This is a genomic window from Mycobacterium sp. NPDC003449, assembly GCF_053588415.1.
In genome coordinates, this window is record NZ_JBSFPX010000015.1 from 1 (window position 1) to 26,532 (window position 26,532).

The window sequence follows — 26,532 nt, forward strand, 5'->3', positions numbered from 1 at the left end:
GGACAAAATCAGGCCGGGATTTGTCCCTGATGTGAATCTCGGTGCCGCGGGGTCAGAAGTAGCGCAACCACACGTACACCCAGGCCAGGACCGTGCTCAGCAGCGTCACCACGATGCCGTACCGGGTGAACCGCCAGAAGCTGATCGGCTGCCCGGCCCGCTTGGCGATGCCGATCGCCACCACGTTGGCGCTGGCCGCGATCGCTGTGCCGTTGCCGGAGAAGCAGGCGCCGAGTGCGAATGCCCACCACAGTGCCTGGCCGGTCTCGACGTCGGGGGTCTGGGCCACCATGCCTTCCACCACCGGCGTCATCGTCGCGGTGTAGGGGATGTTGTCGACGAACGCGCCGAACACCGCCGACCCGAACAGCAGGGCCGTCGCGGCGCCGAACCAGTTGTCCCCGAACGCGGATTCGGCCACCGACCCCAACGCCCCGATGACCCCGGTGTGCACCAGCCCGGCCACCATCACGAACAGTCCCATGAAGAACACCAGCGTCGGCCACTCCACCTCGGGCAGGATCTCGCCCACCTCGACGTCGGTGACCAGCAGCATCGCCCCGGCACCGAGCAGCGCCACGATCGAGGGTGCCACGTGCAGCACCGAGTGCAGGGCGAACCCGACGATCACCACGTTGAGCACCAACAGCGAACGCACCAGCAGGCGGGTGTCCTTGATGGCACGACGCTCCTGCAGTGCCATCACCTCGGCGATGTGCATATCGGCGGCGCGCAGGTCCTTGCGGAACAGCACCCTGGTGAACAGCACGAACAGCACGAAGATGATGATCACGGCGGGCGCCATGTGAACGAGGAAGTCGTTGAACGTCAGACCGGCGCGGCTACCGATGATGATGTTGGGTGGATCGCCGATCAGGGTGGCCGCGCCGCCGATGTTGGAGGCCAGCACCTCGGCGATGAGGTAGGGCTGCGGGGCGATGCGCAGCCGGTCGCAGATGACGAGCGTGACCGGGGCGACCAGCAGGATGATCGTGACGTTGTCGAGCACCGGCGAGGCGATCGCTGTGATCACCATCAACATCACCATGAGCCGGAACGGTTTGCCGCGGGAGCGTTTGGCCGCCCAGATGGCCAGGAAGTCGAACAGCCCGGTCTGTTTGATGACGCCGACGATCACCATCATCCCGAGCAACAGGAAGATGACGTTCCAGTCGATGCCCTCATGTTCGGAGTAAAAGACCTTCTCGCCGGGAATCAGGCCCAGCAGGGCCATCAGCCCGGCCGCGACGAGGACGGTCTTGACCTTGTCGGCGCGCTCGGTGGCGATGTACCAGAAGGCGACGACGAAGATCGCCAGGGCCGCGAACGGGGCGAGCGAAGCCACGGTGGATGTGTCGGCAGTGTCGGCGGCGAGCACCCGCGTGATCAGTCGTTGGGTCCGGCTACCGCCAGGCTGGTCAGCAGCCGTTCCAGCGTGACCGCCCCGGTCAACTTGCCGCGGTGGTCCACGACCGCGATCAGCGGGCTGCGTTTGGTGGCCATCACGGTCGCGACCTCGAGCAACGTCGCATCGGGCGCGACGGTGGCGGGTTTCGCGACGGGGCTGGGCAGGCAGTCACCGACGGTGAGTTTGCCGGGTCCGTGCCAGAACAGGTCGGCGTGGATCTCGTCGACGGTGCGCACCAGCGCCGGATCGTCGCGATAGGTTTCGGGGATCGTCAGCCGCAGCACCTGTGTGCCCGGCAGCACCGCAACCGGCCGGTCGGTCTCGTCGACCACCACCAGGCCCGGCAACCGATTGACGACCATCAATTGCACGGCTTTGGAGACCGGGTCGTCGATGCGCACGGTCGGCGGATGTACGGCGATCTCATGAGCTTGCATGTCACGGTTACCTTGGGCAGAGGCGGTGATTGTCATGGTCCTCGTTCTCCGATCAATTCGGGACGGGTATGCAGCACGCCGTAGCCGGGGACGGCGGTCCGGGCGATGCGCATCGTGGTTCTCCTCCAATGCGGGGTGCAGTCAGTGTGCTCGGCGTCTTGTGGGCTGACCATCGGGTCTGACACCCATTCCGCCGGGGGTGTGGCCTGTATGGACAAAAGGTGTTGTCACCCGCCACGCTGGGGTGATGAAACCGGCGCGCACCCCGGCGTCCGCGTTGTTCCGGCGCGTGTTTCTGATCAACGGCCTGATCTTCACCCTGGGCACGTTGATCCTCGCGGTGTCACCCGCGACGGTGTCCTCACTGGTAAAACTCACCGAAATCCCAGTTTTGTTGGTGGGTTTGGCGATTATCCTGACAGCCAACGCGCTGTTGTTGCGGTCCAGTCTTGCCCCATTGGATCGGCTCGCCGCGTCAATGCGGCGAGTCGATCCGCCCAAGCGCACCGATCGGGTCGATGATCGGGGCACCGGCGATCTGCACCACCTGATCACATCGTTCAACACCATGCTGGATCGGCTCGAGACCGAGCGCACCACGGCGAGCGCGTCGGCGCTCGCCGCCCAGGAGAACGAACGGCAGCGGATCGCGCGCGAACTGCACGACGAGATCGGCCAGACGCTCACCGTTGCCCTGCTGACCCTCAAACGCGCCGTCGACCGCGCACCGTCATCGATCCAGGCCGAACTCGCCGACGCCCAGGAGATCGTGCGGGCCAGCCTCGACGAGGTGCGCGAAATCGCCCGCCGGCTGCGCCCCGATGCCCTGGAGGATCTCGGCCTGCACAGCGCACTCAACGCGCTGTGCAACGACTTCGCCCAGGCATCCGGGGTGTCGGTGGTCAAACACATTGCGCTGCAGTCTGATCGGATGAGGCCGGATGTTGAGCTGGTGTGCTACCGGATCGTTCAGGAATGCCTGACGAACGTGGCCCGCCATTCCGGCGCCCGCAAGGTGTGGCTGGATCTGCACACCAGTGCCGATGAGCTCACCGTGCGGGTCGCCGACGACGGTCGTGGTGGCGTGGTCGATGAGGGGGCCGGGATCAACGGTATGCGGGAGCGCGCGTTGCTGGTGAACGCCGCGCTGACGATCGCGTCGCCGGAGGGCGGCGGCACCGAGGTCCGGCTGGTGATCCCGATGCGGGAGGTCTGATGTCGGCCAGGGTCCTACTTGCCGACGATCACGCGTTGGTGCGCAGTGGATTACGCATGATCATCGATGCCGAACCCGATCTTCAGGTGGTGGCCGAGGCGGCCGACGGCTATGAGGCGCTGTCGGCGCTGGACGGTACCCCGGCGGACCTGGCCATTCTCGACATCGCGATGCCGCGGATGACGGGGCTGCAGGCGGCGCGGGAGATCAACCGGACCCATCCGCATGTGCGCATCCTGATCCTGTCCATGTACGACAACGAGCAGTACTTCTTCGAGGCGCTCAAAGCGGGTGCATCGGGTTACGTGCTGAAATCGGTGGCCGACCGCGATCTGCTGGAGGCGTGCCGGGCGACGCTGCGCGGCGAACCGTTCCTGTATGCGGGGGCGGTCACCGCGCTGATCCGCGATTACCTGCACCGGGCCCGGCAGGGCGAGGAGCTGCCCGGCAACATCCTCACGCCGCGTGAGGAGGAGGTGCTCAAACTCATCGCCGAGGGGTATTCGACCCGTGAGATCGCCGCCACCTTGACCATCAGCGCGAAAACCGTTGACCGCCACCGTGCCAACATTCTGGCCAAGCTCGGTCTGCGGGATCGGTTGGCGCTGACCCGCTATGCGATCCGGGCCGGGCTCATCGAACCGTGAGCCCAGATCGGGATGGCGTGTGAGGCAACGCCGATGCCCCAACCCATGATCGGCCAGACCGGCCAGAAATACCATCCGCCGCCGCCGAGTCCGACCGCGAGCCAGATGCCCAGCATCAGCACCGCCGCCGCCAGGTAGACGCCGGTGTGGATGCGGACGCTCAGCCGGGCGGCCCGCAGGTGGGCTTCGCGGCGGTCCGTGCGGCGGAGCGCCGCGACGGGGAGGTCGGTGAGCAGCGCTCGGAGCTCGCCGGCGGTCTGGGCCTGAAAGGCGGACATGAGGCGGTGTTCGTATTCGGTCATGGTCAGGTAGCCCTGCGTCAGCGCCTGACCGAGGTCGTTGGCGGTCTTCTGGCGTTCGTGATCGCCGATGCGGGTGGATTCGACGGTGGCAGGCATCTCGGCTCCCGTATATCTAGGCAATGACAAGTTCACTATGGCACCGGAACTTGCTACCGTCAAGATGCGATCGCGGCGGCTTCCCGCTCGGCCAGTTTGCGCAGCGTGAGCAGCTGTTTGCGCATCATCACCAGATCGCCCAGGGCGAGGGCGAGACCGACCGGCCGGGGACCGCCGAACAGGACCCGCGCGTGTAAGCGGGTACCCCGGCCCGCCGCGCGCACCGCGTAGGTGACGGTGACGCTGCCGGTCCGCAGCGTGATGTGCCGGCCGTCGGCGAACGAGTGCAATTCGAACATCGTCATGAACCGCTGCCCCGCCTCGAGTTGGGTGAGTTCGGGCGTGCGGGTCCGCGGGCTGCGCCTGCCGAAGTTGTCGAGCAGGTCGTAGCTGTAGGGGGCGATGCGCAGCTGGCACAGCCAGCCGAACACGATCGACGGTGGGGCGCAGATCGTGATCGCCCGGTCGGCCCTTGTCGGTGCGGATGGGGCAAGGTGGTCACACGGCAGCGCGGCGGTGCGTTCGTGAGGTGTGGCACCCCAGTCGAGGATCACGGTCGCTCCTCGCATCCGCAGGTCACGCGGCCGCCTCGGGACGCGGGCGCAGTTGTCCCGCAATGCGCTTGAGCATCCAACGGACCGCGATCCGGTGGCCGCCGCTGTCGATGACCAGGCCGCGGTAGATCCTGCCGGAGATGCCGGGGAACGCCGCCCAGGTTTGGGAGCGCACCCGCGTGCGGTGCGGACCGAGGACGTCGAGCTCGAACACCCACTGGTAGATCGAGAACGGGTGGCGGCCCTGCAGGACCAGTCGTTCGCGGGGGCGGATCTCGCCGATGGAGAAGCCGATCGGCGGGCGCGGATCGGCCGGGTTGTCGCACAGGGTGCGCAGGACGGCGGCCCATGTCGTTGCCGCGTCGGTGTCGAGGGTTATGGCATGCTCATCGATATAGGGTAATCGTTCCATATAGAAGGACCGTACTAGATCGTGGCACCTCCGCGGAAGCATGAAACCGATGTGATCCTCGACGCAACGCGGTCGCTGGTGCTCACCGACGGGCCGCGGGCCGCCAGCGTCGCGGCGATCGCCAAGGCCAGCGGGGCTCCGGCCGGCACGCTCTACCACCGGTTCGGCAATCGCGACGGGATCCTGACCGCGGCCTGGTTGCGGGCGCTGTCGCGGTTTCAGGCCGGGGCGATGGCGGCGGCCGGAGACTCCGCGTTGGACGCGGCGGTGGCGATGGCGGTGGCGGCCGTGGAGTTCGCCCGCGAGGTGCCCGACGATGCCCGGCTGCTGCTGACGATCCGGCCCAGCGATCTGCTGGACGGCGAACCCGACGCCGAGTTTCAGGCCACCCTGGGCACGATGAACGCGCCCCTTATCGATCGGTTACGTGAGCTGGCGCGCGGGATCTACGGCGACGCCGGTGAACGGACGATGGATGCGATGGCCCGCGCCGTCGTGGACCTGCCGTATGCCGTAGTGCGACGGCACGCCAACGACAGTGAACTGCCGGTCTGGCTGGAAGAGGACCTGGCGGACGCGGTCCGCGCGCTGTTGACGCAGCGGTGAAATACGTTCAGCGCGGCGGCATCTGGCTGTCGAGATTGCCCGCCCCTTGTTGATCCGTCGCCTCGTACTCGGTAGCTGCGGATTTGAGCTTGACGGCGAGGTCGGTCGAGATCAGGTGCATCTTCTCGGCGGCGTTGCGTCGGGAGAGCTCGGCCGATTTCAGTGCCATCGCCGTCGCGGAACACACCAGGCCGTGGGTCTTGAACACATCGCCGGAGCTCCCGTCCGTGACGGACTTCGCGGTGTCGATCTTGGAGGCGGCTTCGGCCTGCACGGTCGAGGTCGATCGAATCTGGCCAGAGACGCGCAGCGGTGGTTGTGTCATGTGCCTTTGCCTTCAGTGGGTTTCGGAGAACCGAGGTCCGGGTGGTCAGGGCGTGTTGAAGCTGCCGCCCGGAGTTTCTGTTGCTGTGATCGGATCGTAGGCGGAAGCGATATTATTGATTTCATTTGCATGGCTCGTCGAATGATGGACCATGTCCTCAATGCGGTCCATGGCGAACGGAACGGTCGCGAGAACGGATGCGGATTGAAACGCAATAGACAACCCGGGGCCGGCGCCCGGAATCAAATTCAGGGCAATTGCCGGCGCGATACACAGGGCTAGCGAGGTCTGTCGTTTGGACACGAATTCGCGTGCGTTGTCGACTTCTTCAGCCTCGGCGGCGAGAACCTTTTGGATCGCTTCATCTGCGGACGACATGTCGGCAGCGCGGATTCTCTGTTCCTCGTTTCTGTCCCGGTAAGCATCGGATCCTTCGCCCTGCCAGTCCTCTGGTGGCGCCGCCTTCGCTAGTGACGTGTGTGCGTCCATAAAGTGATTTGCGCCGGTGCTGAACCGTTCCCCGTCTTCGGGTCTGCCAAAGCCGAGGGCGTTACCCGCTACCGTGAGTGCGATGAGTCCGCCGTTGATAATGGGTGTGGCGGCTGCCGCGGCGAACTGGGTAGCTCCGAGTGCGGAAGCGCTGACAGAACCTGCCGATTGCATGAGTGCGCCAAAGTCGCTGGCCATTCCGGCGGCCGCCCAGGGAACACTGGATTTCATCCCATTGGCGTGATCAGCAATGCCGAAAATGTAGTTGCTGTCCAAATACAACGCATTCAGCGCGCCCATGTAGTGTTCCGTTCGCGGTGGACGCCGTGGGACCCGCCCAAGGCTCGGTGGCTGACCAGTCAGCTGAAACGAGCCTAGCATCGCCATGATTGCGCCGGGTGCACCAAAATCCGAAGTCCCTCAATAGAGTGAGGGGGAGTCGCGCGAAGGAATAGGGCTCCATGCGGTGTCTATGTCGCAGGCAAGCGCTCCGCCGCTCGACCGTCGATCAATTCTTCCCGGCGCTCGGGGTGTTGCCAATAGAAGCGAACCAGCTCGATGAGGGCGGATCCGTTCGGTGTGTATACGCCGGGCGCCGCCATCGTCAGGGTTTCTCCGTGCGTCGTGGAAATGACCATGGGATTCCAAACTTGCTCTTCGTTGCGCAACTTATCCGTGATTGTCGAAACCTCCTCCCACTTACCCCTCCTTATTGACATCAGGCCTGAGATCTCGAACCCATCAGGACTGAGAAGTAAGGAACCCATGCCGCCCCGTGCCCGCATCTCCATCCACATCCAAAGCATCACGACTGAACACGCACCGAATGCGATTGGGAATACATACCCAATCCCGTCTGGTAGTGGCAGGTAGAGCACACCGACTAACCAGCCCACGCACATTAACCCCATGGATAGAGTGCCAGCGCAAGCCAATCGACGCATACCTACGTCAATTCGTCGATCTGGGCGAAATAATGTGCCTTTCGCGTCGAACTCGACCTGAGCTACGACATTTGTTGAAGCTCTCAATATCGCGACCAAGTACAGCCATACAAGTGATAGTCCGATGGCGACGATCACGGTGACGAACGAAAGATGTACCGCGGCGACGACCGCCCATATCCAGCAGACTGCTGCGAGGCCGAGGGCTAGCGTGATTCCGAATATTCTGCTGAGATCGTCCATCTCGCCCCTCTGTGCGCACGCAGATATGGTGGGTATGGTCTGGCCTATGGATGATAATGCCGACGTTCTCCAGGTGATCATGGCCAGCCGAGATGTCGTCGCGCCGGCGGAGACGATCTTCGAGCTGATCGCCGACCCCGCGCAGCAGCCGAGCTGGGACGGCAATGACAACCTGGCCGACGCGCCGCTCGGTCAGCGGCGGGTTCGCGCCGTCGGCGACGTCTTCACCATGAACATCACCCAGGGCGGCGTCCGGGAAAACCATATCGTGGAGTTCGAGGAAGGGCGCCGGATCGCTTGGCGTCCTTCGGAACAGGGCAAAGAACCGCCCGGACACCTGTGGCGCTGGGAGCTGGAACCGTTGGCCGACGGCCGCACGCGTGTCATCCACACCTATGACTGGTCGCAGCTCACCGACGAGAAGCGTCTGGTCAAGGCTCGCGCCACCGACACAGGCAAGTTGCAGGCGTCGATCGAGCGGCTGGCCATGCTGGTCGAGTCCTGAGTCGTCTCGCCTGCCCCATTGATCACGGCGCCGGACTGATAGTCGTTGTGCCCGACTGTTAGCGACTTTTCAGCGACTATCGCCACTCACGTCTTACGGGCACCGTCTGTCACATGGCGCCAGACTCATACGTCGCTGACGCCCCATTCGCCTCATGCACAACGGATTTCGAGCTGTCCGGTTATGAGCGACAGTGTCGCTGATAACCGGGCACTGTGCTGGTGGGGCGGATGACATTGCAGGTACGGGAGTTTCGTCAGAGACGTCAACATTTGGGGTTGGCGAGACACCAGTGGCTCAGGAGGCGATTGTCGCTGAAAAGTCGCTAACAGGCGGGCAGATTGGCATCTCGCGCCGATCAGAATCTATTGAGGCGCATGTGACTGCGCGCAGCGTCCGGTGAGGAGCGGAAGGCTGATGCGGCGCCCTCCCAATCCTCGAACTCGACGCAGGTTTCGTCGAATTGGGCGAAAGGCACAGGCCAGCCCTCACCGGGCCGCCGCGAACTCCCGCAGGGACTCCACCTGAGCGGCATCCAGCGAGGGACGAACGGTTTCGCGGGCCTTGGTGACATCGGCGGCCGTGACGTCGGCGGCGTCGATGGAGCGGCGCATCGCCGTGAGCGCCGCCTCACGCAGCAGCGCCACGCAGTCGGCGGCACTGTAACCGTCCAGCTCGGCAGCCAGGGCATCGAGATCGACATCGGATGCCAGCGGAATGGATTTTCCTGCGGTGCGCAGGATCTCGCGCCGCGCTTCGGCGTCGGGCGGCTCGACGAACACCAGCCGTTCCAGCCGCCCGGGGCGTAGCAGGGCGGGGTCGATGAGGTCGGGCCGGTTGGTGGCCCCGAGTACCACGACATCGCGTAACGGCTCGATGCCGTCCAGTTCGGTGAGCAGCGCGGCCACCACCCGGTCGGTCACCCCGGAGTCGAAGCTCTGACCGCGCCGCGGTGCCAGCGCGTCGAGTTCGTCGAGGAACACCAGCGAGGGTGCCGAATCCCTGGCCCTCGCGAACAGCTCCCGGACCGCCTTCTCCGAAGATCCGACCCATTTGTCCATCAGCTCAGCACCTTTGACGGCGTGCACCGACAGTCGTCCGGAACTGGCCAGCGCCCGCACCACATAGGTTTTACCGCAGCCGGGCGGCCCGTACAGCAGCACGCCGCGCGGTGGCTGCACACCGAGCCGGGCGAACGTGTCGGGGTGCTGCAGAGGCCACAGCACCGCCTCGGTGAGCGCCTGCTTGGTCTCGACCATGTCGCCGACGTCCTCGAGGGTCACCGACCCGACCGCGACCTCTTCTGCGGCCGAACGGGACAACGGCCGGATGACCGAGAGCGCCCCGGTCAGGTCCTCCTGCCGGAGCGCGGGTGCGGTGCCGTCGGCGCTGGCCCTGGCCGCCGCCCGCAGCGCGCCCTCGCGGACCACGGCGGCCAGGTCGGCCACCACGAATCCCGGTGTGCGGTCGGCGATCTCACCGAGATTGAGATCGGTGGCGGGCACCCCGCGCAGCAGCACCTCAAGGAGCGCCTTGCGGGTTGTGCTGTCGGGCAGGCTCAGCCCGAGTTCGCGATCGCACAGATCGGGTTCGCGCAGCCGCGGGTCCACCCCTTCCGGCCTTGCCGATGTGGCGATGAAGGCCACCCCCGGCGTGGCCACCGCATCGCGGAGTTCGGCCAGGATCAGTGTCGCCACCGGATCGGGTGGTCGGTCGGCGCTCGCCGGCAGCAGCGCGTCGATGTCGGAGATCAGCAGCACGCCGCCGCCGTTGGTCACGGTCTGCACCGCGGCGGCCACCTTGCCGAGGCGGTCCTCGACGTGCAGCGCACCGACCTCGGGTCCGTCCAACTCGACCAGCCGGCGCGACGCGCACACCGCCCGCACCATGGTGGCCTTGCCGACCCCCGCGGGGCCGGATACCAGAACACCGAGATTGGCTGTGGCGCCCAGGGTTTTGAGCAGCTCTGGTTCGTCGAGGGACAGCTTGAGCCATTCGGTGAGCTTGCCGGCCTGGGAGTGCAGACCCTTGAGGTCGTCGAAGCCCACGGCAGGCGCGCTGCGGGTCGCGCTGACCGTGTGCGCGGCCCCCGCTACCGGCTTGGCCGGCTCGACACCCGACCCCCAGGACACCACCGAATTGGGTTGCACGCTCACCGGTCCGGCCGGGTCGACCCCGGTGACCGTCAGCAACTCCGAGGTCCAGGTGATCCCGACCGACGATGCCAGTGCGGTGGTCGCCGCCGAGGTCGAGGTGCCGGGCCCGAGGTCGCGCGGCAGCAGCGACACCGTATCCCCGACCGTCATCACCTTGCCCAGCAGCGCCTGGCGCAGGGTGGCCGACGACAGCGAGTCGGTCGCCAGCTTCGACCCCGACACGGTGACCGCCCGCGCCCCGTACACCGTCACCGGGGACACGATCACCGTGGCGCTTTCCCGCACGCCGGCATTGGACATCGTCACGTCGTCGAGCAGCGCGGTGCCGGTCGGCACGCCCGGTCCGGCCACGCCCACGACGGCGGCGGTGGTTCGCGAACCGGTCAGCGACACCGCATCCCATTCCCGGATGCCCAATGCGGCGAGCACTTCCGGATGCAGCCGGACGACGCCGCGGCGGGCGTCGAGGGCCGAGGTGTTCAGCCGCACGGTCAGCCGCAGATGGCTCAGCGCCACGGCGTCGGCGTCATCCTCCATCTCGCTCACGTCAGCGGCCCGGCTTGCGCAGCCCAAGGCGGGCCACCGAGCGACGGTGCGGCTGTGCGCGGCGGATCGCCCGACGGGTGGCGCGACGCTGGCGCGGCTTGTCCTCCCACGACTCGGGGTGATTGGCCACCCAGTGCTTGGTCCGGATGGCGAACGGGATGTGGATCACGTAGGCCACGATGATCACCATGATCACGATGTAGCCGTAGAACACCGAGGCCGCCACGCCGATCGCGACCAGCGCCAGCAGCGGAGCCACCATGTTCGGCGACACCGAGAAGGTGTGGATCTTGCGCATCGGGATCCGGCTGACCACGAGCAGCGAGAGGCCGACCATCCAGACGATCACCACCCACTCGGCGGCCGTGGAGTCCCACCAGGTGCCGGGAAACTGCATCTTGGCCGCGAGCGGGCCGATCGCGCCGATCGCGCCGGCCGGTGCGGGCATCCCGACGAAGTATTCCTTCTCATATGCGGGCAGATCCACGTCGAGCAGCGCATTGAACCGGGCCAACCGGAGCACGATGCACACCGCGTACAGCAGGACGACGATCCAGCCGATCCGCGAGTGCGACAGCAGCGTCCCGTACACGATGAACGCCGGTGCCACACCGAAGTTCACCGCATCGGCGAGCGAGTCGATCTCTTCGCCCATCTTGGAGGTGGCCTTGAGCATGCGGGCCACCCGGCCGTCGAGGGCGTCGAGGATCGCCGCGACGGCCAGAAACGCCATGGACTCGGTCGGCCGGTCGTCCAACGCCATCTTGACCGCGGTCAACCCCAGGCAGATCGCCGCCACCGTCAGTGCGCTGGGCAGCATGCGCACCGTGAACGAAGGCGGTTTGATCCGGGCCTTGATCATGGCAGCTCCGCCAATACGGTTTCACCGGCCAGCGCCCGCTGACCGTGGCCGACCAGGAGCTTGGACCCGGCAGGCAGGTAGGTGTCGAGCCGGGAACCGAACCGGATCAGGCCGTAGGTCTGGCCGATGTCGAGTTTGTCGCCGACCCGCGCCTGGCACACGATGCGCCGCGCGATCAGGCCGGCGATCTGCACCGCGATCACCTGGACCCCCTCCGGGGTACGGATCACCACACTGTTGCGTTCGTTGTCCTCGCTGGCCGCCTCGAGCTCGGCCGAATGGAAACGGCCGGGACGGTGCTGCACGGCGACCACCTCACCGGCGACCGGCGCTCGCTGCACATGCGCGTCGAGCACTGAAAGGAAAATGCTGACCCGCGGCACCGGGGTATCCGGCAGGCCCAACTCGGCCGGCGGGACCGCGTCCTGGATCAGGCACACCAACCCGTCGGCCGGGGCCACCACCACCCCGGGCCGGGTCGGCGCCACCCTGGGCGGATGACGGAAGAAGGCGGCGTTGGCGCCCGCGGCGAGCAGGCCCGCGCGGCGCACCCAGCGTCGACGGCGGCCAAGGGCGGCGACCGCGAGGCTCGCGCCGACGAAGGGCAGGCCGGCCGAATGCATCGGCGGAACGCTGGATCGCACCAGCGCCGCGAGGCGTTGTGGACCGGATTGGAGGTCGGGGCGTCTGGCCATCGGGAGGATTCTACGTGCGCGCCGGGCCGGATCCGCTAGCTCATGTCCCAGACCGGAACAACCGACCCGGCTGCCAGTTCGGTGACGTCCTCGCCGATCTCCAGCAGGCAGTTCGCCGAGGCCAGCCAGCGCAGATGATGCGAGGCCGGGGGACCGTAGCTGGTCACCGAATCGCCGGTCAGCACGCCGCGGCGGAACTGCCGCTTACCGCGCGGTGAGGTCAGATCCTCGGTGAGGGTCGCGGTCCGCCGGGGGCGGCCGGGCGTGGGCTGGCCCATCGCGGCGCGCAGCGGCGCCCGGACGAACACCTCGAAGGACACCAGCGCGCTCACCGGGTTGCCGGGCAGGGTGACGATCGGCACGCCGATGGGTGGGTCGAGGACGCCCGACCCCTGCGGCATGCCCGGCTGCATGGCCACCTTGACGAACTCCACCTGGTCGGAGAGGGCGTCCTTGACTACTTCGTAGGCACCGGCGCTGACGCCGCCGGTGGTGATGATCAGATCGGCGTCAGTGGCGTGCTCGGCCAGCGCGGCGCGGAAGGCGTCGACGTCGTCGGCGGACATCGGGGCGATGGTCGCCTGGGCGCCGGCATCGCGGACCGCCGCGGCCAGCATCACCGCGTTCGATTCGTAGATCTGTCCGGGCTGCAGCGGGGTGCCTGGCGCCACCAACTCGGTGCCGGTCGACATCACCAGCACCCGCTGCGGCGGAACCACCGTGAGGGTGGCCAGTCCCAGCGCGGCGGCCAGACCCAGCGCCGCCGGGCTGACGACCTGACCGGCGCGCAGCACCGCGGTGCCCGCGGTGACGTCCTCACCGGCCCGGCGCAGGTGCTGGCCGTCGACGACCGACTTATGGATGGTCACGGTGTCGGTGGCGCCGTCGGTGGCCTCGACCGGCACCACCGCGGTGGCGCCCGCAGGGACCGGCGCACCCGTCATGATCCGGTGCGCGGTACCAGGTTTCAGCGTCAGGGTGTCGGTGCGTCCGGCCGGGATGTCCTCGGCGACCGGCAACCGCACCGGCGCGTCGGCGGTGGCGTCCGCGATGTCCTCGGCCAGGACCGCGTAGCCGTCCATCGCCGAGTTGTCGAACCCGGGCAGTGACAGTGCTGCGACGACGTCGGCGGCCAGGGTCAATCCCAGCGTCTGCGAAAGCGGTAGATCTTGCGGCGCACGGGCTTTGATCAGTCCGGCGATGATGCTCTGATGCTCTTCGACGGTCCGCATGGCTATACCGGGAAGCTCACGCCGGTGAGTTCCTCCGACACCGCCCAGAGCCGGCGTTGCACGTCGGCGTCGTGGGACTGCCTGCTGGAATTCACGAGTTTGGGATGGCCCACCATCTCGCGGAAACCGGCCGGGCCGTAGTACTGCCCGCCCCGCACCGCGGGATCGGTGGCGGCCCGCAGCGTGGCCAGCGCCCCCACCAACGGGCTGTTGGTGACAAGGCCGGCCAACTGGCTGTAGCCGGGCAGGCCGGTTCCGGGGATGTGACGCATCAACTCGGTGTTGGACAGGCCGGGGTGGGCCGCCACCGCGATGGTCGGCTCGTTCTTCGCGGCCAGGCGGCGCTGCAACTCGTAGGTGAACATCAGGTTGGCGAGCTTGGACTGCCCGTAGGCCGCGACCCTGTTGTATCTGGTGCGTTCCCACTGCAGATCGTCGAAATGGATCTTGGCCTGGATTCGGTGGGCGACGCTGCCGACCGCGACCACGCGGGACCCTTCGACCGGAAGCAGGTGATCGAGCAGCAGCCCGGTCAGCGCGAAGGCGCCGAGGTGGTTGGTGCCGAACTGCAGCTCGAACCCGTCGACGGTGACCTGTTTGGGTGGGTACATCACCCCGGCGTTGTTGATCAGCAGGTCGATGCGGGGATAGGCGGCCCGCAGTTCATCGGCCGCGGCGCGCACCGCGTCCAGTGAGCCCACGTCCAGGGCCTGCAGTTTCAGATCGGCCTTCGGTGTGGCCGCGATGATCCGCTCGACGGCCTCCCGTCCCTTGTCCACGTTGCGCACCGCGATGACGACGTGGGCACCCTTGGCGGCCAGCACCCGCGCGGTCTCATACCCCAGCCCGGTGTTGGATCCGGTGACGATGGCGACCCGGCCCGTTTGATCGGGGACGTCGGCCTCAGTCCATTTCGTGTCGGCGCTCATGGTGGGAACTCTACGGGTGCGCCCGGTCGGTCACCCGGTCTCGAGCACCGACGCCGACGACCCGGACCGCATGACATGGTCGATGTGGACGTGGCGGGCGATGAACCGGCCGTTGTCGGCGACGGCGGCGATACCCGCGCGGGCCAGTGAGTTCCCGTCCGGCAACCCCGCGAAGTACAGCCCGGGGACCGCACCGAGGATGCCGCCCTGTTGCACCGGCGCCCCGTGCTCATCGAGCACATGCGCGGGCAGGATCCGGTAATCCGGCCCGAACCCGGTGCACCACACGATGGTTGAGATGCCGTGACGGGTCAGGTCGAGGCGGGTGCCGAAGCCGGCGACGGCGTCCAGGTTCACCGCCGCCACTCCGTCCGGCTCGGGGGCCACGAAGCCGCGCCTGCGCAGTCCGTCGTCGATCTTGTCGATGACGTCGCGGAACGAAACGGCGGATTCCTCGGCGATGTCGAGGACGTTGTCCTCCAGCCCGAGCACCGTGCCATCCGCGGAACGTGCCGATCCGACCAGGATCACGCCCTTTTCGGCGAGCGTGCCGAGGTTGAGCTCGGCTCCGCCGTCCTTGACCCCGCTGACCGGGAGCCCGGGCAGGGTCGCGAGACCGGTGCGGGTGCCTGCCGCGACGAAGTCCTCGTACAGCGAGAACACGTACATCCATTCTTGGATGCTGCGGCCCCGGTAATTGCGTGGCCAGGCCCGGTGCCGCCCGACCGACAGGAACACCCGGCGCCCGGCATCCACCAGTTCGTCGGCGATCTGCTGCCCGCTGATTCCCGCGCCCACCACCAGGACCGCACCGTCGGGTATCGACGCCGGGTTGCGGTAGTCCCGAGAATGCATCTGGTGGATGGCCGGGTCGATATCGGCTGCCACGTCCGGGGTTCGGGGGCATGCGTAGCCGCCCACCGCGGCGACGAGGTTGCGCGACCCGATGATCGCACCGTCATGCAGACGGGTCCTGAACCGCACGTCGTCGTGATCGGATGCGCCGGGCGGACATTCGACGGCCAGGACCGGGGTGTGTTCCCGGATCGCCAGACCACGGTCGCGTGCGTAACGCCGCAGATAGCCGGCGACCTGCGGTCCCGACGGCAGGCCGTGCGGGTCGTCGCCGTCGTAAACCCAGCCGGGCAGCCGGACCGAGCGGTTCCCGCTGCCGACCAGCAGGCTGTCCCACCGCTCGTGCGCCCACGCCTGGCCGATCTCACCCTTGTCGAAGACGATCGCCTCGTGGCCGATCTCCTGTAGCGCCCCGGCCACTCCGCAACCTTGCTGACCGGCGCCGATCACGACCGTCTCGATGTATTCGGATTCCATTCGATGCCCCTCTCGTTCCGTCTCATTCGTTAGGCTTGCCTAACCAGAACATCTCAAGTCGACTTGAGATCAAGGCCTTGGGGGAGCGATGAGCGACGGTGATTTCATCGGCATCGGCGCGGCGGCACGCCGGTTCGGTCTGGCCGAATCGGCGTTGCGGTATTGGGAGGAACGCGGGCTGCTACGCCCAGCCCAGCGCCGGTCCCGATGGCGTCTCTACGGTCCCGAGGAGTTGCACCGGATCGGTCTGATCCAGATGTGGCGGGAAACCGGGCTCATGAGCCTCGACGAGATCGCGACGATCCTCACCGCGGGCAGTCACGATTGGCGTCACGCCGTCCTCGACCGGATCGGCGCGATCGAATGTCAACAGGACCGCCTGGCGAAAGCCAAGGCGCACCTCGAACATCTGTTGACCTGCCCCGACGAGAATCCCGCCGAAGAGTGCCCGTACCTGCGGGCGATGACCGCCCAGGCGCCCGCGCCCGGCCGGTGAGCTGCGTTCGCCGCCCTGATCAGGAATTTCGCAGCATCGCGACGAGCTTCGCCTTGGGCAAGTTCGAATAGCCGGACATTCCGAGCTCCTTGGCGCGCTTCTTGAGCTGCGACACCGTCCAGTCGTCGTAGGAGCCGGCTTTCCCGCCCTTCCTGGCCACGCTGGTTTCTCCGCGGGCCGCGATCGCGTTGGAGATGCGGGCGGCCTTCTTCTTCTTGACGCCCTCCCCGCGGAGGATTTCGTACAGTTCCCGGTCTTTGATCGACGAATTCGGCATGGCGTCTCCCTCTTCTGCGGCGATGACTACGGAGTGCCCATAAATACGAGGACGTCAAACCTGGTGCCCTGTCGGCCGATGGTGACGCGGCGGCACTACCGTCACCGCACCCCGAATGTCGGGTTGAGTTCTTGCGGGTCGGCCGACCCTTCGGGTATGAATTACGTAATCGTTTACGTAATCCGGGTCACAGGAGGTGGACGTGCCACGAGACGCCCTCACGCCGGCATCGGCCGCGGTATTCCGCAAGGTCACCTGGCGGCTGGTGCCGTTCCTGATCCTGATCTACTTCATCGCCTACGTTGACCGCAGCAACGTGGCGGTCGCCAAGCTGACCCTGCAGTCGGACCTGGGACTGTCCGACGCGGCCTACGGATTCGGGGCGGGGTTGTTCTTCATCGGGTACTTCTTCTTCGAGGTGCCCAGCAACTTGGCCCTGGCCAGGTTCGGCGCCCGGCGCTGGATCGCCCGCATCATGGTCACCTGGGGTCTGATCGCGATGGCGTTCGCCCTGACAACCAATGAGGTGACGTTCTACATACTGCGATTCCTCCTCGGAGCGGCCGAAGCGGGACTGTTCCCGGGCTTGTTGTACTTCCTCACCCGGTGGTACAGCGCCAGGCGCCGCACCACCGTTTTCGGCCTGCTGATCTTCGGAAACCCCCTGGCATCGATCATCGGTGCACCGTTGATGGGCGCCATCCTGCTGATGGATGGGGTCCTCGGACTCACCGGCTGGCAATGGGTGTTCGTGGTGACGGGTCTGCCCGCGGTGGTTCTTGCGGTCGTCGTCGTGAAGTATCTGCCGGACACGCCGAACGACGCGAACTGGCTCGACGAGAGTGAACGCAGGGTCGTGCTCGACGAACTCGCCGGCGACTCCGCCACCGATGCCACACCGCACGGCAATCCGCTGCGAGCCCTCAAGGACAAACGGATCCTGTTCATGTCGGCGCTCTATATCGCGTTCCCGATCGCGGGTCTGGGCCTGGGACTGTGGATGCCGACGATCATCGCCGACCTCGGTGCGGGGAACACCGCCGCAGCCGTCCTCTCGGCAATTCCCTACATCTGCGCCATGGTTGGGCTGATCACCATCCCGGCACTGGCCGAGAGGTACAACGCCCGCTATGCGGCGATCGCGATCTCGTGCCTCGTGGGCGCGCTCGGATTCATCGGTCTGGTGGTCCTGCCGAGTCAGCCGGTTCTCCACCTGGCGTTGCTGTGCGTGGCAACCGCGGGGTTACTGTCCTCGCAGCCGATCGCCTTAGGTCTGCCCAGCCGCGTGCTGACCGGGGCGTTCTTCGCGGTCGGCATAGCCTGCATCAATTCCATCGCCAACGTCGGCGGGTTCATCGGCCCCTATGTTGTGGGGGCGCTCAAGGGCGCCACCGGCAGCATCGACGCTTCGATGTTGTTCCTGGCGGCCGTGATGGTCTACGCCGCGGTGATGGCCGTCATCGCCAAGCGCATCTACGAACCCAGGCCCCGCCCGCAAGCCCCGGTGACCACCCGGCCGACGGTGGCGAATTAGCTTTCCCCGCAGTCCGATTGGCGGATCAGTGCGCGCTCGACGAACGACGGGGCACCAGTGTCGCGGCGAACCCGGAGGCGGGGATGTCGGGTTCGCGGCCGCGGACCAGCCCAACGCCTGCGGCCGCCAGTTGTTCGAGCGGCTGACGCACACTGGTCAATCCGGCGGCAGCGGCCAGCGCGGTGTCGTCGAAGCTCACGAGTGCGATGTCCTCGGGTATGCGCTGCCCACGTTCCAGCAGGGAATCGCGCAACGACACGGCGATGAGATCGCTTGTGGTGATGACACAGTCGGCGTCGCCCACGATCCGGTCGAGCCAGTCGGCCGGGATCCGCACACCGTCGGCGACATCCTCGCGCAACACCCGGTCCGCGACGTTCGGATCGACGCTCGCGGTGTATCGCAGTAACGCCTGCACGCGGGCCTCCGAGGTGGACACGCCGCGGGCGTAGCCGACGAATGCGAACCGTCGGCGGCCACCGGCGCGCAGATGGTCGACGATGTCACGGACGGCTGCGTCATGGTCGACGCCGACATAGGGTGCGGCCGTGCAGGCCCGGCGGTCCACCTGGACTACCGGAACGTGGCGCTGGGCCTCCTCGATGATGTCGACGCTCCGATGTTCATCGGTCGGCGTGATCAGGAGCGCATCGGTACGGCGGTCCAGCATCGACCTGACCCGTTCGGCCTCCAGCCGGGCATCGCCCTGCGCATCGGCGAGCAGGAGGCCGTCCCCGCGGGACTGCAGCTCGATCTCGATGGCCTGGACCAGCGCCGGAAAGAACGGGTTGGTGATGTCGGGGACCAGCACGCCGAGCATGTCCGAGCGGCGGGTGCGCAGGGACCGTGCCACCGTGTCGCCGCGGTAGCCGAGTTCGGTTGCGATCCGGGTGACACGTTCGCGCATCTCGGCGCCCGCCCCTGGGGTACCGGACAGGACCCGCGACACCGTCGCGATCGAGACGCCCGCCTCCGCCGCGACATCGTGGATCGTTATCCGGGGTTTGTTCGGGGGGCGGCCGGTCATGGACCGACCTGTCCGACCTGCCACCGCGGCCGGCCGCCGGCCTCGACGGTTTCGATGTTGGCGAACCCGTTCCGCAGCCGTGCGTACCAGCTGTCCCATGTCGACCCGGCGCTGTGTGGGGTGGTGATGACCGATGGATGGCCGACCAAGGGGTTGTCGGCGGGCGACGCCGGCTCGATGGTCAGCGTGTCGAGCGCGGCGACACGCACGGTGCCGCTGTTCAACGCCCCCAGCAGGGCCACCTCGTCGATGAGTTGCCCGCGGGCCGTATTGACCAGTACCGCACCCTTCTTCATGGCGCCGAACTCGGCACTCCCGATCAGCTTGTCGGTGCGCTCGGAGAACGGCAGGTGCAGCGACACCACGTCCGCACGCCCGAGGAGTTCATCGAGGGGCAGGTAGGTGACACCGAGGTCGTTTTCGTGGGAGGGCTCCGGTCGGACGACGTCGAAGTAGACCACCTCGGCGCCGAAGGCCTGTGTGAGTGCGGCGACCCGCCGCCCGATCTGGCCGAGGCCGATCAGGCCGACCGTCTTACCGTGCAATTCGAAGATGTTGCTGGAGTATGTATTTGGCACGGGCCACGCCGCATCGAGTACCGCGGTGGTCATCGCGGGAAGCTGCTTGAGGCAGGCCAGTACGAGCATGAGGGTGTGCTCTGCCACGGCGATCGCGTTGGCCCCGCCGTTGGTCGCCACCGGCATGCCGTGCCTGGCCGCGGCGTCGACGTCGATCTCGTCGAACCCGGCGCTGAGCAGTTGGATCAACTTCACGTTCTCGGCTGCCGCGGCAAAGGCCTCCTCGTCCAGGTGGTAAGGAAAGCCGAGCAGATAATCCGCCCGGCTCAGGTGCCGTAGCGCCGACTCACGGTCCTGCCGTAGGTCGGCGACTTCGATCCGGAATCCTCGCGGGGCCAGATCCCGAGCCAGCGCGATGACGTCGGCGGGGAGTTGCGGCAGGAACAGGACCAGTTGCTCAGACACTCCGGCGAGCCTCCCGACGTGATACGTAATCGTTTACGTGTCACCATACTCGACGGGCGGTCCGGTGCGCAGCGCCGAAAGGGTGACATCCTCGGAGTCATGTCTTCCACCCCCGACGGTGCCCTGCGCCTCGCCGATCCAGCGCAACCGCCGAGCCGCAAGGCACCGCTCGTCTGGGGGCTGGCCGCGGCGATCCCATGGACGGTGCTGGTGCTCGCGCAGATCGTGTGGTTCGTCCTGCATCGCGAGCTGCTGTGGCTGCACGCGATCGCGGCCGCCGCCACGGTGGTGGGGATCGTGCTGTTCGTTGTGGTGGTTCCGCTGTGGCGGTACCGGGTGCACCGCTGGGACATCAGCGTCGAGGGCGCAACCCCCGCGGTGTACACCCGCACCGGCTGGCTGGTGCAGGAGCGGCGCATCGCGCCGATCTCGCGGGTGCAGACCGTCGACACCTACCGCGGTCCGTTCGACCGGCTGTTCGGACTGGCCAACGTGACGGTGACGACGGCGTCGTCGGCCGGTGCGGTCCGCATCGTGGCGCTCGACGTCGACGTCGCCGAGCGGGTGGTGGCCCAACTGACCGATGTCGCCGCGATCGGCGAACAGGACGCCACGTGACCGCAACCCCGCAGGCGAGCCCGGGCACTCAGCCGCAGTGGCGGCGGCTCAGCCCCCGGATGCTGCTGGTGCACCCGGTGCACGAGGTTCTGCAACAGATCCCGCTGCTGATCGGTGCGGTGGTGCTCGGCTCGGCGACCGGCAACCCGCTGTGGACCATCGCCGCGATAGCGCTGACGGTTGCCTTCGGTCTGGCGCGCTGGTTCACCACCACGTACCGCATCGAGCCCACCGAGGTGCGACTGCGCACAGGGGTACTGCAACGCAAGGTGCTCTCGGTGCCGCGCAACCGGATCCGGTCGGTGTCGACGGATGCGCGACTGCTGCATCGGATAATGGGCCTGACGGTGTTGCGGATCAGCACCGGGCAGGAAGCCAAGGGCGACACCGAGTTCGCGCTCGACGCCGTCGAAGCCGACCAGGTGCCGAGGCTGCGGTCGATCCTGCTGGCCGACGCCGTACCGGTTGCCGATACCCCATCCGGCCGGGTGCTCGCCCAGTGGCAGCCGTCCTGGTTGCGGTACAGCCCGTTGAGCTTCACCGGACTGGCGATGATCGCCGCCGCTTTCGGTGTCGCGTATCAGGCGGGAGCCGGTGCAGCCCTGCGTGATTCGCACCTCGCCCAGTCGGGGCTCGATCTCGCTGAGCGGGTGGGGGTGGTTGTCAGTGTGGCCGTCGTGGTTCTGGTGCTGGTGGCGCTCTCGGTGGTGCTCGCGGTACTGCGATCCCTGCTGACCTTCGGAAACCTTGTGCTCCGCCGGGATTCGGACGTCCTGCATCTGCAGCACGGGATGCTGCGGGTCCGGGAACACACCTACGACATGCGGCGGCTGCGCGGCGGCACGCTGCGTGAGCCGTTGTTGGTGCGGTTTTTCGGCGGGGCCCGGCTGGACGCGGTGATGACGGGCGTCGGCGGTGACGGTGAGGCCTCGTTGCTGCTGCCGCCGTGTCCGGCCATGACCGCCCGGACGGTGCTGGCCGAGCTCATCGACCAGCCGCCTGCGGTGATCGCGGCGGCGTTGCGCCCGCACGGCCCGGTGGCCACCCGCCGGCGGTGGACCAGGGCGCTGACCGTGCCGGTCCTCATCCTGCCGGTGTTGCTCGTCGTGGGCGTCCCGCTGTGGGCCTGGGTGCTTTGGGGGCTGGTCACCGCCGCAGCGGCACTGTTGGCCGTGGACCGCGCACGCTCGCTCGGACACTGGGTGCACGACGGCTGGCTGGTGGCCCGCACCGGCAGTCTCGAACGCCGTCGGGACTGCCTGCAGGCGGCCGGGATCATCGGCTGGACCGTGCGGCAGACGTTGCCGCAGCGCCGCGCCGGGGTGGCGACCCTGGTCGCCGCGACCGCGGCGGGGGAGAAGCGCTACCAGGTCATCGACGTGCCCGCACCGCTGGCGTGGTCGATCGTCGCGGCGGCCTCGCCGTGGGTGGCCGACAGTGAATGGGCGCGCCGCGACAAGAAATTCGGGCGGCATCGGCGCGATGACGATGCCGGATCGTCCGATGGACCCTGACCAGCACATCGCCGGCACCACACCCGGGGCAGGGGCCCGGGTTGCGCTGAACCGTCCGGCGTTTACTGTCACTGCATGGCTATCGGTGGGGTGTTGTTCGACATCGATGGTGTGCTGGTGACGTCATGGCAGCCGATCGACGGTGCGGCCGAGACGTTGCGGGTGCTGGCCGACCACCAGATCGCCAGGTCCTATCTGACCAACACCACCACCCGCACCCGGGCGCAGATCGCTGAGCTGCTGACCTCGGCGGGTATGGACGTCGCGGCCGACGAGGTGATCACCGCCGCGGTGCTGACCGCCGAGTATGTGCGCGACCGCTATCCGGATGCCCGGTGTTTCCTGGTGAACAGCGGGCAGATCGGTGCCGACATGCCCGGTGTCGACGTCGTCTACTCCGGCGACTTCACCGGTCCGCACACCCCCGAAACCCCCGATGTGGTGTTGCTCGGCGGGGCCGGGCCCGAATACAGCCATTTGACCCTGAGCTGGGTCTACGACTGGATGGCGCAGGGGGTTCCGGTCGTCGCCATGCACCGCAGCACCGCGTGGAACACCACCGATGGGTTGCGGATCGACACCGGCATGTATCTGCTCGGCATGGAGGAGGCGTCGGGCCGCAAGGCCACCGCGGTCGGCAAACCCGCACCGGAGGGCTTCCTGGCCGCGGCCAACCGGCTGGGTGTGGACCCCGACGAGATGTACATGATCGGCGACGATCTGAACAACGATGTGCTTGCCGCCCAGGTGGTCGGGATGGCCGGCGTGCTGGTGCGCACCGGCAAGTTCCGCCAGGACACGTTGGATCGTTGGGCCGCAGATGAATTCGCGATGCAGCCGAATTTCGTGATCGACTCGGTCGCCGATCTGCCAGAACTGTTGGGTCTTTAGTCGAACAACGTGAGTAGTTCGGCGACGGCCACTTCGAGGTGGTAGCGGAGAGCCTTCTCCGCGATGGCTAGATCGCCACTGGCCAAGGCGTTGAGAATCTCTCGATGCTCGCGACCGATCCGCTTCGGATCCGCGTAGTGCCGTTGGCTCCTGGCCAGAATGAGCTGCAGTTCCGACGACATCGCGACATACGCCCTCAACAGACGTGAGCTGCCGCCGGCCCGGACAATTTCCCGATGGAACCCGAGATCCACCGCAATGGTCTCCGCCCACGACTCAGCTCCGGTCATGGCTTCGAGCTGCTCGACCATCTTCTCTGCGGCCGCCAACGAGGCGCCGGAGCGAATCGCCAATCGCGCCGCTTCAATCTCGAGTGCCGCACGGAACTTGTATAGATCGGCCACGTCCTCGCGGGCCAACGAGGGGACGAAGACTCCCCGGTTCTGTTCGTACCTGAGTAGACCTTCGTCGGTAAGTACCCGCAGCGCGCCCCTGAGGGAGTAGCGCCCCACACCGTAGCTCTGCGCCAGCGGGACTTCCTGCAGCTTGCTGCCGGGGCTGAAGTCGCCGGACAGTACGCGTTGCCGGATCGAGGCAACCAGTGCGTCGACAGTCGACACACGACCTAATGGATCTGACACTCGCCGGCCCCTCCAGTCGATTGCCGGTCTGCGCAGGCGGCAGACCGAAAGATTGTATCAATATCGTGCCGGGGCGCTGCCGGCGCGCACGGGCTCTCGCCGCCGCGTCACTCTCGGTGCGCTGATGAAACATCGTGTCTCCTCGATTCTTTCGGTTAACACACGCTGCCGGACCCGCCTTGCCGGGGTGGCCCGGATCGCCTCTTGACCCCATGGGTAAGTTATGTCACATTGATATTGTGTCAACATCCGAACGAATAGGGCAGAGTCTTCTGGCCATGCCGGACCTGTCGCGCATCACCGACTACGCCGCATATTGGGCGCAGGTGGATCCGGATCACGAAATGCTGACCCACGCCGAAATTCGGCTCACCCGAGGGCAAGTCCAGGAACAATCCGCTGCCCTGGCGCGTGCCTTCCTGGCCGCGGGGGTGCGGCGCGGTGATCGCGTCGCCGTGCTGGGCAACCCACGACCCGAGTTCTATGTCAGCTTCCTGGCCGCGGCCCGGATCGGCGCGATCTGGCAGGGGCTCAATCCGAAGTACACCTCCGCCGAGCTCGACCACGTGGTCGGTGATTCGCGGCCGCGAATTCTGCTGGGCTTATCCGGGGAATACCGAGAAACTCTTGAATCACTCTGTACCCGTGTCGATTTGGACTGTTCCGTCGTCATCGCGGGCGGCTCGTGGCGGGCATTTCTTCACGCGGGAGATGCGATCACCACAGCTGCCCTGCGCCAGGCTGAAAGTGTTGTTGAGAGCACCGATCCCGCGGTGCTGGTCTACACCTCCGGAACCTCCGGCCGGCCCAAAGGCGCGCTGCTGCCCCACCGTGGCCTGGTGCAGTGCTCGGTCATCCAGGCGGATCGCTGGTACGAACCCCGACCCCGCATGTTGTGCGATCTGCCCATCAACCACGTGGGTTGCCTCGGAGACATCAGCAGCTCCGTCGTCGTCGCTGGTGGCACGGTGCATTACATGGAAAGGTTCGACCGCTCGGGCGTGCTGAATGTCATCGCGCACGAGCGCCTCGAGTACTGGCTGGCGATCCCGACGATGTTCCTGCTGGTGACCGGAACCCCCGAATGGGCGACGGCGGATCTGTCCAGTATGAAACGTGCCATCTGGGGCGGAGCGGCCGCCTCCCGCGAACTGATACTGGAGCTGCAACGTCGAATACCACTGGTGTGCACAAGCTTCGGGATGACAGAGACTGTCGGTTCAATCATCTACACCGACGATGACGACGATATCGACGCGTTGGCCAACACGGTGGGGCGGCCGGACCCGCGATTCGAGATCCGCATCGCCCGTACCGACGGCACGCCCTGCGACACCTCCGAAGAAGGCGAGATCCAGGTCCGCGGACCGTTCATCATGCTGGGCTACCTCAATCGACCGGAGGCGACGGCCCAGGCCATCGACCCCGACGGATGGTTGCATACCGGCGATGTCGGCCGGATGGATCAGGATGGGCGAATCAGGTTGGCGGGCAGGCTCACCGACATGTTCAAGTCGGGCGGCTACAACGTCTATCCCCGCGAGATCGAACTCGCCCTCGAGGAGCATCCACAGGTCCGCTCGGCGGCAGTGGTCAGCGTCGCAGACACGCTCTACTCCGAGGTCGGTGTCGGCTTCGTGATCGCCCGGGCCGGCTCGGACCTCGACGCCGAGGAGCTCCGAAGCTTCCTACGGACGCGCCTGGCCAATTACAAGATCCCCAAGCGCCTCGACATCCGTGCTGAATTCCCCCGCCTTGCCATCGGCAAGGTCGACAAGCGTGCGCTCGGCGAGATCGCCACCCGGCTGGCCTCCGAGCGCACCCGGCCCCTAGGACAATCATGAGTCAACCCTGCACCGAGCTGATCGTCACAACCGCGTTGCACGATGGGGCGGTGGTCCTGCGCCTCAACCGGCCCCACCGACTCAATGCACTCAACGACAGTCTGGTGGACGCCGTGGAAGCGGCTTTGGCACAAGCGGTCGACGATGACCGCAGAGCCGTGATCCTCACCGGAACGGGACGCGCATTCTGTGCGGGCTTCGATCTGAAGGAAGAGCGCGACGACGGGGGGCGACGGCAGATCGACGCCCAGCAGCGCCTCGCCGCGACCCTGACGTCCCTGCCGATCCCGGTGATCGCCGCGATTAACGGGCCAGCGGTCGGCGCCGGTTCCGAGATCGCGCTCGCGTGCGATTTCCTGCTGGCCAGCACCGACGCCTACTTCAGCCTGCCGGAGGTCCTCATCGGCACCGGAATGGGAGGTGGCAGCTCATTTCTGCTGGCTCGCACCATCGGACGGATCAAAGCGTCGGACTTCGTGCTCCTGGGTGAGCCGATCTCGGCGCCGAAAGCTGAGGCGCTCGGCCTTGTGAGTCGGGTGGTCGAACCCGAATGTCTCGATGCGGCGGCCGAGGAGCTGGCCGCCAAGCTCGTTTCCCGCCCGCCGCACGCCGTCGCCACCGTCAAGGCAGCCCTATTTCGTGGGCTCAACCAAACTTTCACCGAATCGCTGACCGCGGAGCTTGCCGAGGTCCACGCCGCACACTTCCATCCTGATTCCGCGGCCCTGATGGAAGCGTTCCGGAACAAATCCGCCGGGTAGAGCACCCACG

At 66.8% G+C, this 26,532-nt stretch carries 29 protein-coding genes; 11 read left to right on the forward strand and 18 right to left on the reverse strand.

The window, feature by feature from the left end; genetic code table 11:
• Positions 1–52 precede the first annotated feature (52 nt).
• A complete protein-coding gene (locus ACWDTP_RS06795; protein ID WP_450017858.1) occupies positions 53–1,345 on the reverse strand; it encodes an SLC13 family permease in 1,293 nt (430 codons plus the stop codon).
• A gap of 41 nt (positions 1,346–1,386) precedes the next feature.
• Positions 1,387–1,845 (reverse strand): CBS domain-containing protein, encoded by a 459-nt coding sequence (locus ACWDTP_RS06800; RefSeq protein WP_450017860.1) that lies wholly within the window; start codon positions 1,843–1,845, stop codon positions 1,387–1,389.
• Between the two features lie 247 nt (positions 1,846–2,092).
• Between ACWDTP_RS06800 and ACWDTP_RS06805 the strand changes: the two genes are divergently transcribed.
• Both ACWDTP_RS06805 and ACWDTP_RS06810 read left to right on the forward strand, forming a co-directional pair.
• Entirely contained in the window at positions 2,093–3,061 is a 969-nt protein-coding gene (locus ACWDTP_RS06805) for a histidine kinase (RefSeq protein WP_450017862.1), read from the forward strand.
• Complete coding sequence (locus tag ACWDTP_RS06810; protein ID WP_450017863.1) at positions 3,061–3,708, forward strand: response regulator; 648 nt, start codon at positions 3,061–3,063, stop codon at positions 3,706–3,708. The genes ACWDTP_RS06805 and ACWDTP_RS06810 overlap by 1 nt, the downstream gene beginning before the upstream one ends.
• On the opposite strand, the gene ACWDTP_RS06815 is transcribed toward ACWDTP_RS06810, so the two are convergent.
• The 3 genes from ACWDTP_RS06815 to ACWDTP_RS06825 are packed head-to-tail and all read right to left on the reverse strand — an operon-like array spanning position 3,675 to position 5,072.
• Complete coding sequence (locus ACWDTP_RS06815) at positions 3,675–4,106, reverse strand: DUF1707 domain-containing protein (RefSeq protein WP_450017865.1); 432 nt, start codon at positions 4,104–4,106, stop codon at positions 3,675–3,677. The genes ACWDTP_RS06810 and ACWDTP_RS06815 overlap by 34 nt on opposite strands.
• A gap of 59 nt (positions 4,107–4,165) precedes the next feature.
• Complete coding sequence (locus ACWDTP_RS06820; protein WP_450017867.1) at positions 4,166–4,660, reverse strand: hypothetical protein; 495 nt, start codon at positions 4,658–4,660, stop codon at positions 4,166–4,168.
• A gap of 22 nt (positions 4,661–4,682) precedes the next feature.
• The gene (locus ACWDTP_RS06825) at positions 4,683–5,072 is read right to left on the reverse strand and encodes a hypothetical protein (protein ID WP_450017869.1); all 390 of its coding nucleotides are present in this window, start codon (positions 5,070–5,072) and stop codon (positions 4,683–4,685) included.
• Positions 5,073–5,093: 21 nt separating this feature from the next.
• On the opposite strand from ACWDTP_RS06825, the gene ACWDTP_RS06830 reads away from it, so the two are divergent.
• The gene (locus tag ACWDTP_RS06830) at positions 5,094–5,678 is read left to right on the forward strand and encodes a TetR family transcriptional regulator (RefSeq protein WP_450017871.1); all 585 of its coding nucleotides are present in this window, start codon (positions 5,094–5,096) and stop codon (positions 5,676–5,678) included.
• Between the two features lie 7 nt (positions 5,679–5,685).
• On the opposite strand, the gene ACWDTP_RS06835 is transcribed toward ACWDTP_RS06830, so the two are convergent.
• The 3 genes from ACWDTP_RS06835 to ACWDTP_RS06845 form a co-directional block, all read right to left on the reverse strand.
• Entirely contained in the window at positions 5,686–6,003 is a 318-nt protein-coding gene (locus ACWDTP_RS06835; RefSeq protein WP_450017873.1) for an ESX-1 secretion-associated protein, read from the reverse strand.
• A 45-nt stretch (positions 6,004–6,048) separates the two neighbouring features.
• Entirely contained in the window at positions 6,049–6,792 is a 744-nt protein-coding gene (locus ACWDTP_RS06840) for an EspA/EspE family type VII secretion system effector (RefSeq protein ID WP_450017875.1), read from the reverse strand.
• Between the two features lie 170 nt (positions 6,793–6,962).
• Positions 6,963–7,679, reverse strand: a complete 717-nt coding sequence (locus tag ACWDTP_RS06845) for a hypothetical protein (RefSeq protein WP_450017876.1) — start codon at positions 7,677–7,679, stop codon at positions 6,963–6,965.
• A 46-nt stretch (positions 7,680–7,725) separates the two neighbouring features.
• Between ACWDTP_RS06845 and ACWDTP_RS06850 the strand changes: the two genes are divergently transcribed.
• Positions 7,726–8,184, forward strand: coding sequence for an SRPBCC family protein (locus ACWDTP_RS06850; protein ID WP_450017878.1), 459 nt, complete (start codon positions 7,726–7,728; stop codon positions 8,182–8,184).
• 488 nt (positions 8,185–8,672) lie between these two features.
• Here the strand turns inward: ACWDTP_RS06850 and ACWDTP_RS06855 are convergent, their stop codons facing one another.
• Genes ACWDTP_RS06855 through ACWDTP_RS06880 form a run of 6 tightly spaced genes read right to left on the reverse strand, consistent with a single transcriptional unit; the run spans position 8,673 to position 15,936 of the window.
• Positions 8,673–10,877, reverse strand: coding sequence for an AAA family ATPase (locus ACWDTP_RS06855; protein WP_450017880.1), 2,205 nt, complete (start codon positions 10,875–10,877; stop codon positions 8,673–8,675).
• 10 nt (positions 10,878–10,887) lie between these two features.
• Entirely contained in the window at positions 10,888–11,748 is an 861-nt protein-coding gene (pssA, locus tag ACWDTP_RS06860; protein WP_450017882.1) for a CDP-diacylglycerol--serine O-phosphatidyltransferase, read from the reverse strand.
• Complete coding sequence (locus ACWDTP_RS06865; RefSeq protein ID WP_450017884.1) at positions 11,745–12,443, reverse strand: phosphatidylserine decarboxylase; 699 nt, start codon at positions 12,441–12,443, stop codon at positions 11,745–11,747. Before ACWDTP_RS06865 ends, pssA begins: the two co-directional genes overlap by 4 nt.
• A 35-nt stretch (positions 12,444–12,478) precedes the next feature.
• Positions 12,479–13,675: a molybdopterin molybdotransferase MoeA gene (gene moeA, locus ACWDTP_RS06870; protein ID WP_450017886.1), complete on the reverse strand. Its 1,197-nt coding sequence runs from the start codon at positions 13,673–13,675 to the stop codon at positions 12,479–12,481.
• A gap of 2 nt (positions 13,676–13,677) precedes the next feature.
• Complete coding sequence (locus tag ACWDTP_RS06875; RefSeq protein WP_450017888.1) at positions 13,678–14,604, reverse strand: SDR family NAD(P)-dependent oxidoreductase; 927 nt, start codon at positions 14,602–14,604, stop codon at positions 13,678–13,680.
• A 30-nt stretch (positions 14,605–14,634) separates the two neighbouring features.
• On the reverse strand, positions 14,635–15,936 hold the full coding sequence (locus tag ACWDTP_RS06880; RefSeq protein ID WP_450017890.1) for a flavin-containing monooxygenase: 1,302 nt from the start codon (positions 15,934–15,936) through the stop codon (positions 14,635–14,637).
• Between the two features lie 88 nt (positions 15,937–16,024).
• Here ACWDTP_RS06880 and ACWDTP_RS06885 point away from each other — a divergent pair, with 88 nt between their 5' ends.
• On the forward strand, positions 16,025–16,432 hold the full coding sequence (locus tag ACWDTP_RS06885) for a MerR family transcriptional regulator (protein ID WP_450017892.1): 408 nt from the start codon (positions 16,025–16,027) through the stop codon (positions 16,430–16,432).
• A gap of 19 nt (positions 16,433–16,451) precedes the next feature.
• Here the strand turns inward: ACWDTP_RS06885 and ACWDTP_RS06890 are convergent, their stop codons facing one another.
• Entirely contained in the window at positions 16,452–16,709 is a 258-nt protein-coding gene (locus ACWDTP_RS06890; protein ID WP_450017894.1) for a DUF7218 family protein, read from the reverse strand.
• A gap of 202 nt (positions 16,710–16,911) precedes the next feature.
• Here ACWDTP_RS06890 and ACWDTP_RS06895 point away from each other — a divergent pair, with 202 nt between their 5' ends.
• The gene (locus ACWDTP_RS06895) at positions 16,912–18,243 is read left to right on the forward strand and encodes an MFS transporter (protein WP_450017896.1); all 1,332 of its coding nucleotides are present in this window, start codon (positions 16,912–16,914) and stop codon (positions 18,241–18,243) included.
• 25 nt (positions 18,244–18,268) lie between these two features.
• Here ACWDTP_RS06895 and ACWDTP_RS06900 read toward each other — a convergent pair whose 3' ends face one another.
• Both ACWDTP_RS06900 and ACWDTP_RS06905 read right to left on the reverse strand, forming a co-directional pair.
• A complete protein-coding gene (locus ACWDTP_RS06900) occupies positions 18,269–19,270 on the reverse strand; it encodes a LacI family DNA-binding transcriptional regulator (protein ID WP_450017898.1) in 1,002 nt (333 codons plus the stop codon).
• On the reverse strand, positions 19,267–20,253 hold the full coding sequence (locus ACWDTP_RS06905; RefSeq protein ID WP_450017899.1) for an NAD(P)-dependent oxidoreductase: 987 nt from the start codon (positions 20,251–20,253) through the stop codon (positions 19,267–19,269). Before ACWDTP_RS06905 ends, ACWDTP_RS06900 begins: the two co-directional genes overlap by 4 nt.
• 99 nt (positions 20,254–20,352) lie before the next feature.
• Here ACWDTP_RS06905 and ACWDTP_RS06910 point away from each other — a divergent pair, with 99 nt between their 5' ends.
• The 3 genes from ACWDTP_RS06910 (at position 20,353) to ACWDTP_RS06920 (ending at position 23,276) form a co-directional block, all read left to right on the forward strand.
• On the forward strand, positions 20,353–20,871 hold the full coding sequence (locus tag ACWDTP_RS06910) for a PH domain-containing protein (protein WP_450017901.1): 519 nt from the start codon (positions 20,353–20,355) through the stop codon (positions 20,869–20,871).
• Positions 20,868–22,385: a PH domain-containing protein gene (locus ACWDTP_RS06915; RefSeq protein ID WP_450017903.1), complete on the forward strand. Its 1,518-nt coding sequence runs from the start codon at positions 20,868–20,870 to the stop codon at positions 22,383–22,385. Before ACWDTP_RS06910 ends, ACWDTP_RS06915 begins: the two co-directional genes overlap by 4 nt.
• Positions 22,386–22,460: 75 nt before the next feature.
• Entirely contained in the window at positions 22,461–23,276 is an 816-nt protein-coding gene (locus ACWDTP_RS06920; RefSeq protein ID WP_450017905.1) for an HAD-IIA family hydrolase, read from the forward strand.
• On the opposite strand, the gene ACWDTP_RS06925 is transcribed toward ACWDTP_RS06920, so the two are convergent.
• Entirely contained in the window at positions 23,273–23,896 is a 624-nt protein-coding gene (locus tag ACWDTP_RS06925) for a GntR family transcriptional regulator (RefSeq protein ID WP_450017907.1), read from the reverse strand. The two genes, ACWDTP_RS06920 and ACWDTP_RS06925, sit on opposite strands and share 4 nt — an antisense overlap.
• A 200-nt stretch (positions 23,897–24,096) precedes the next feature.
• Between ACWDTP_RS06925 and ACWDTP_RS06930 the strand changes: the two genes are divergently transcribed.
• Both ACWDTP_RS06930 and ACWDTP_RS06935 read left to right on the forward strand, forming a co-directional pair.
• Entirely contained in the window at positions 24,097–25,761 is a 1,665-nt protein-coding gene (locus ACWDTP_RS06930; RefSeq protein ID WP_450017909.1) for a class I adenylate-forming enzyme family protein, read from the forward strand.
• Positions 25,758–26,522 (forward strand): enoyl-CoA hydratase/isomerase family protein, encoded by a 765-nt coding sequence (locus ACWDTP_RS06935; RefSeq protein WP_450017911.1) that lies wholly within the window; start codon positions 25,758–25,760, stop codon positions 26,520–26,522. Before ACWDTP_RS06930 ends, ACWDTP_RS06935 begins: the two co-directional genes overlap by 4 nt.
• Positions 26,523–26,532: the final 10 nt, after the last annotated feature.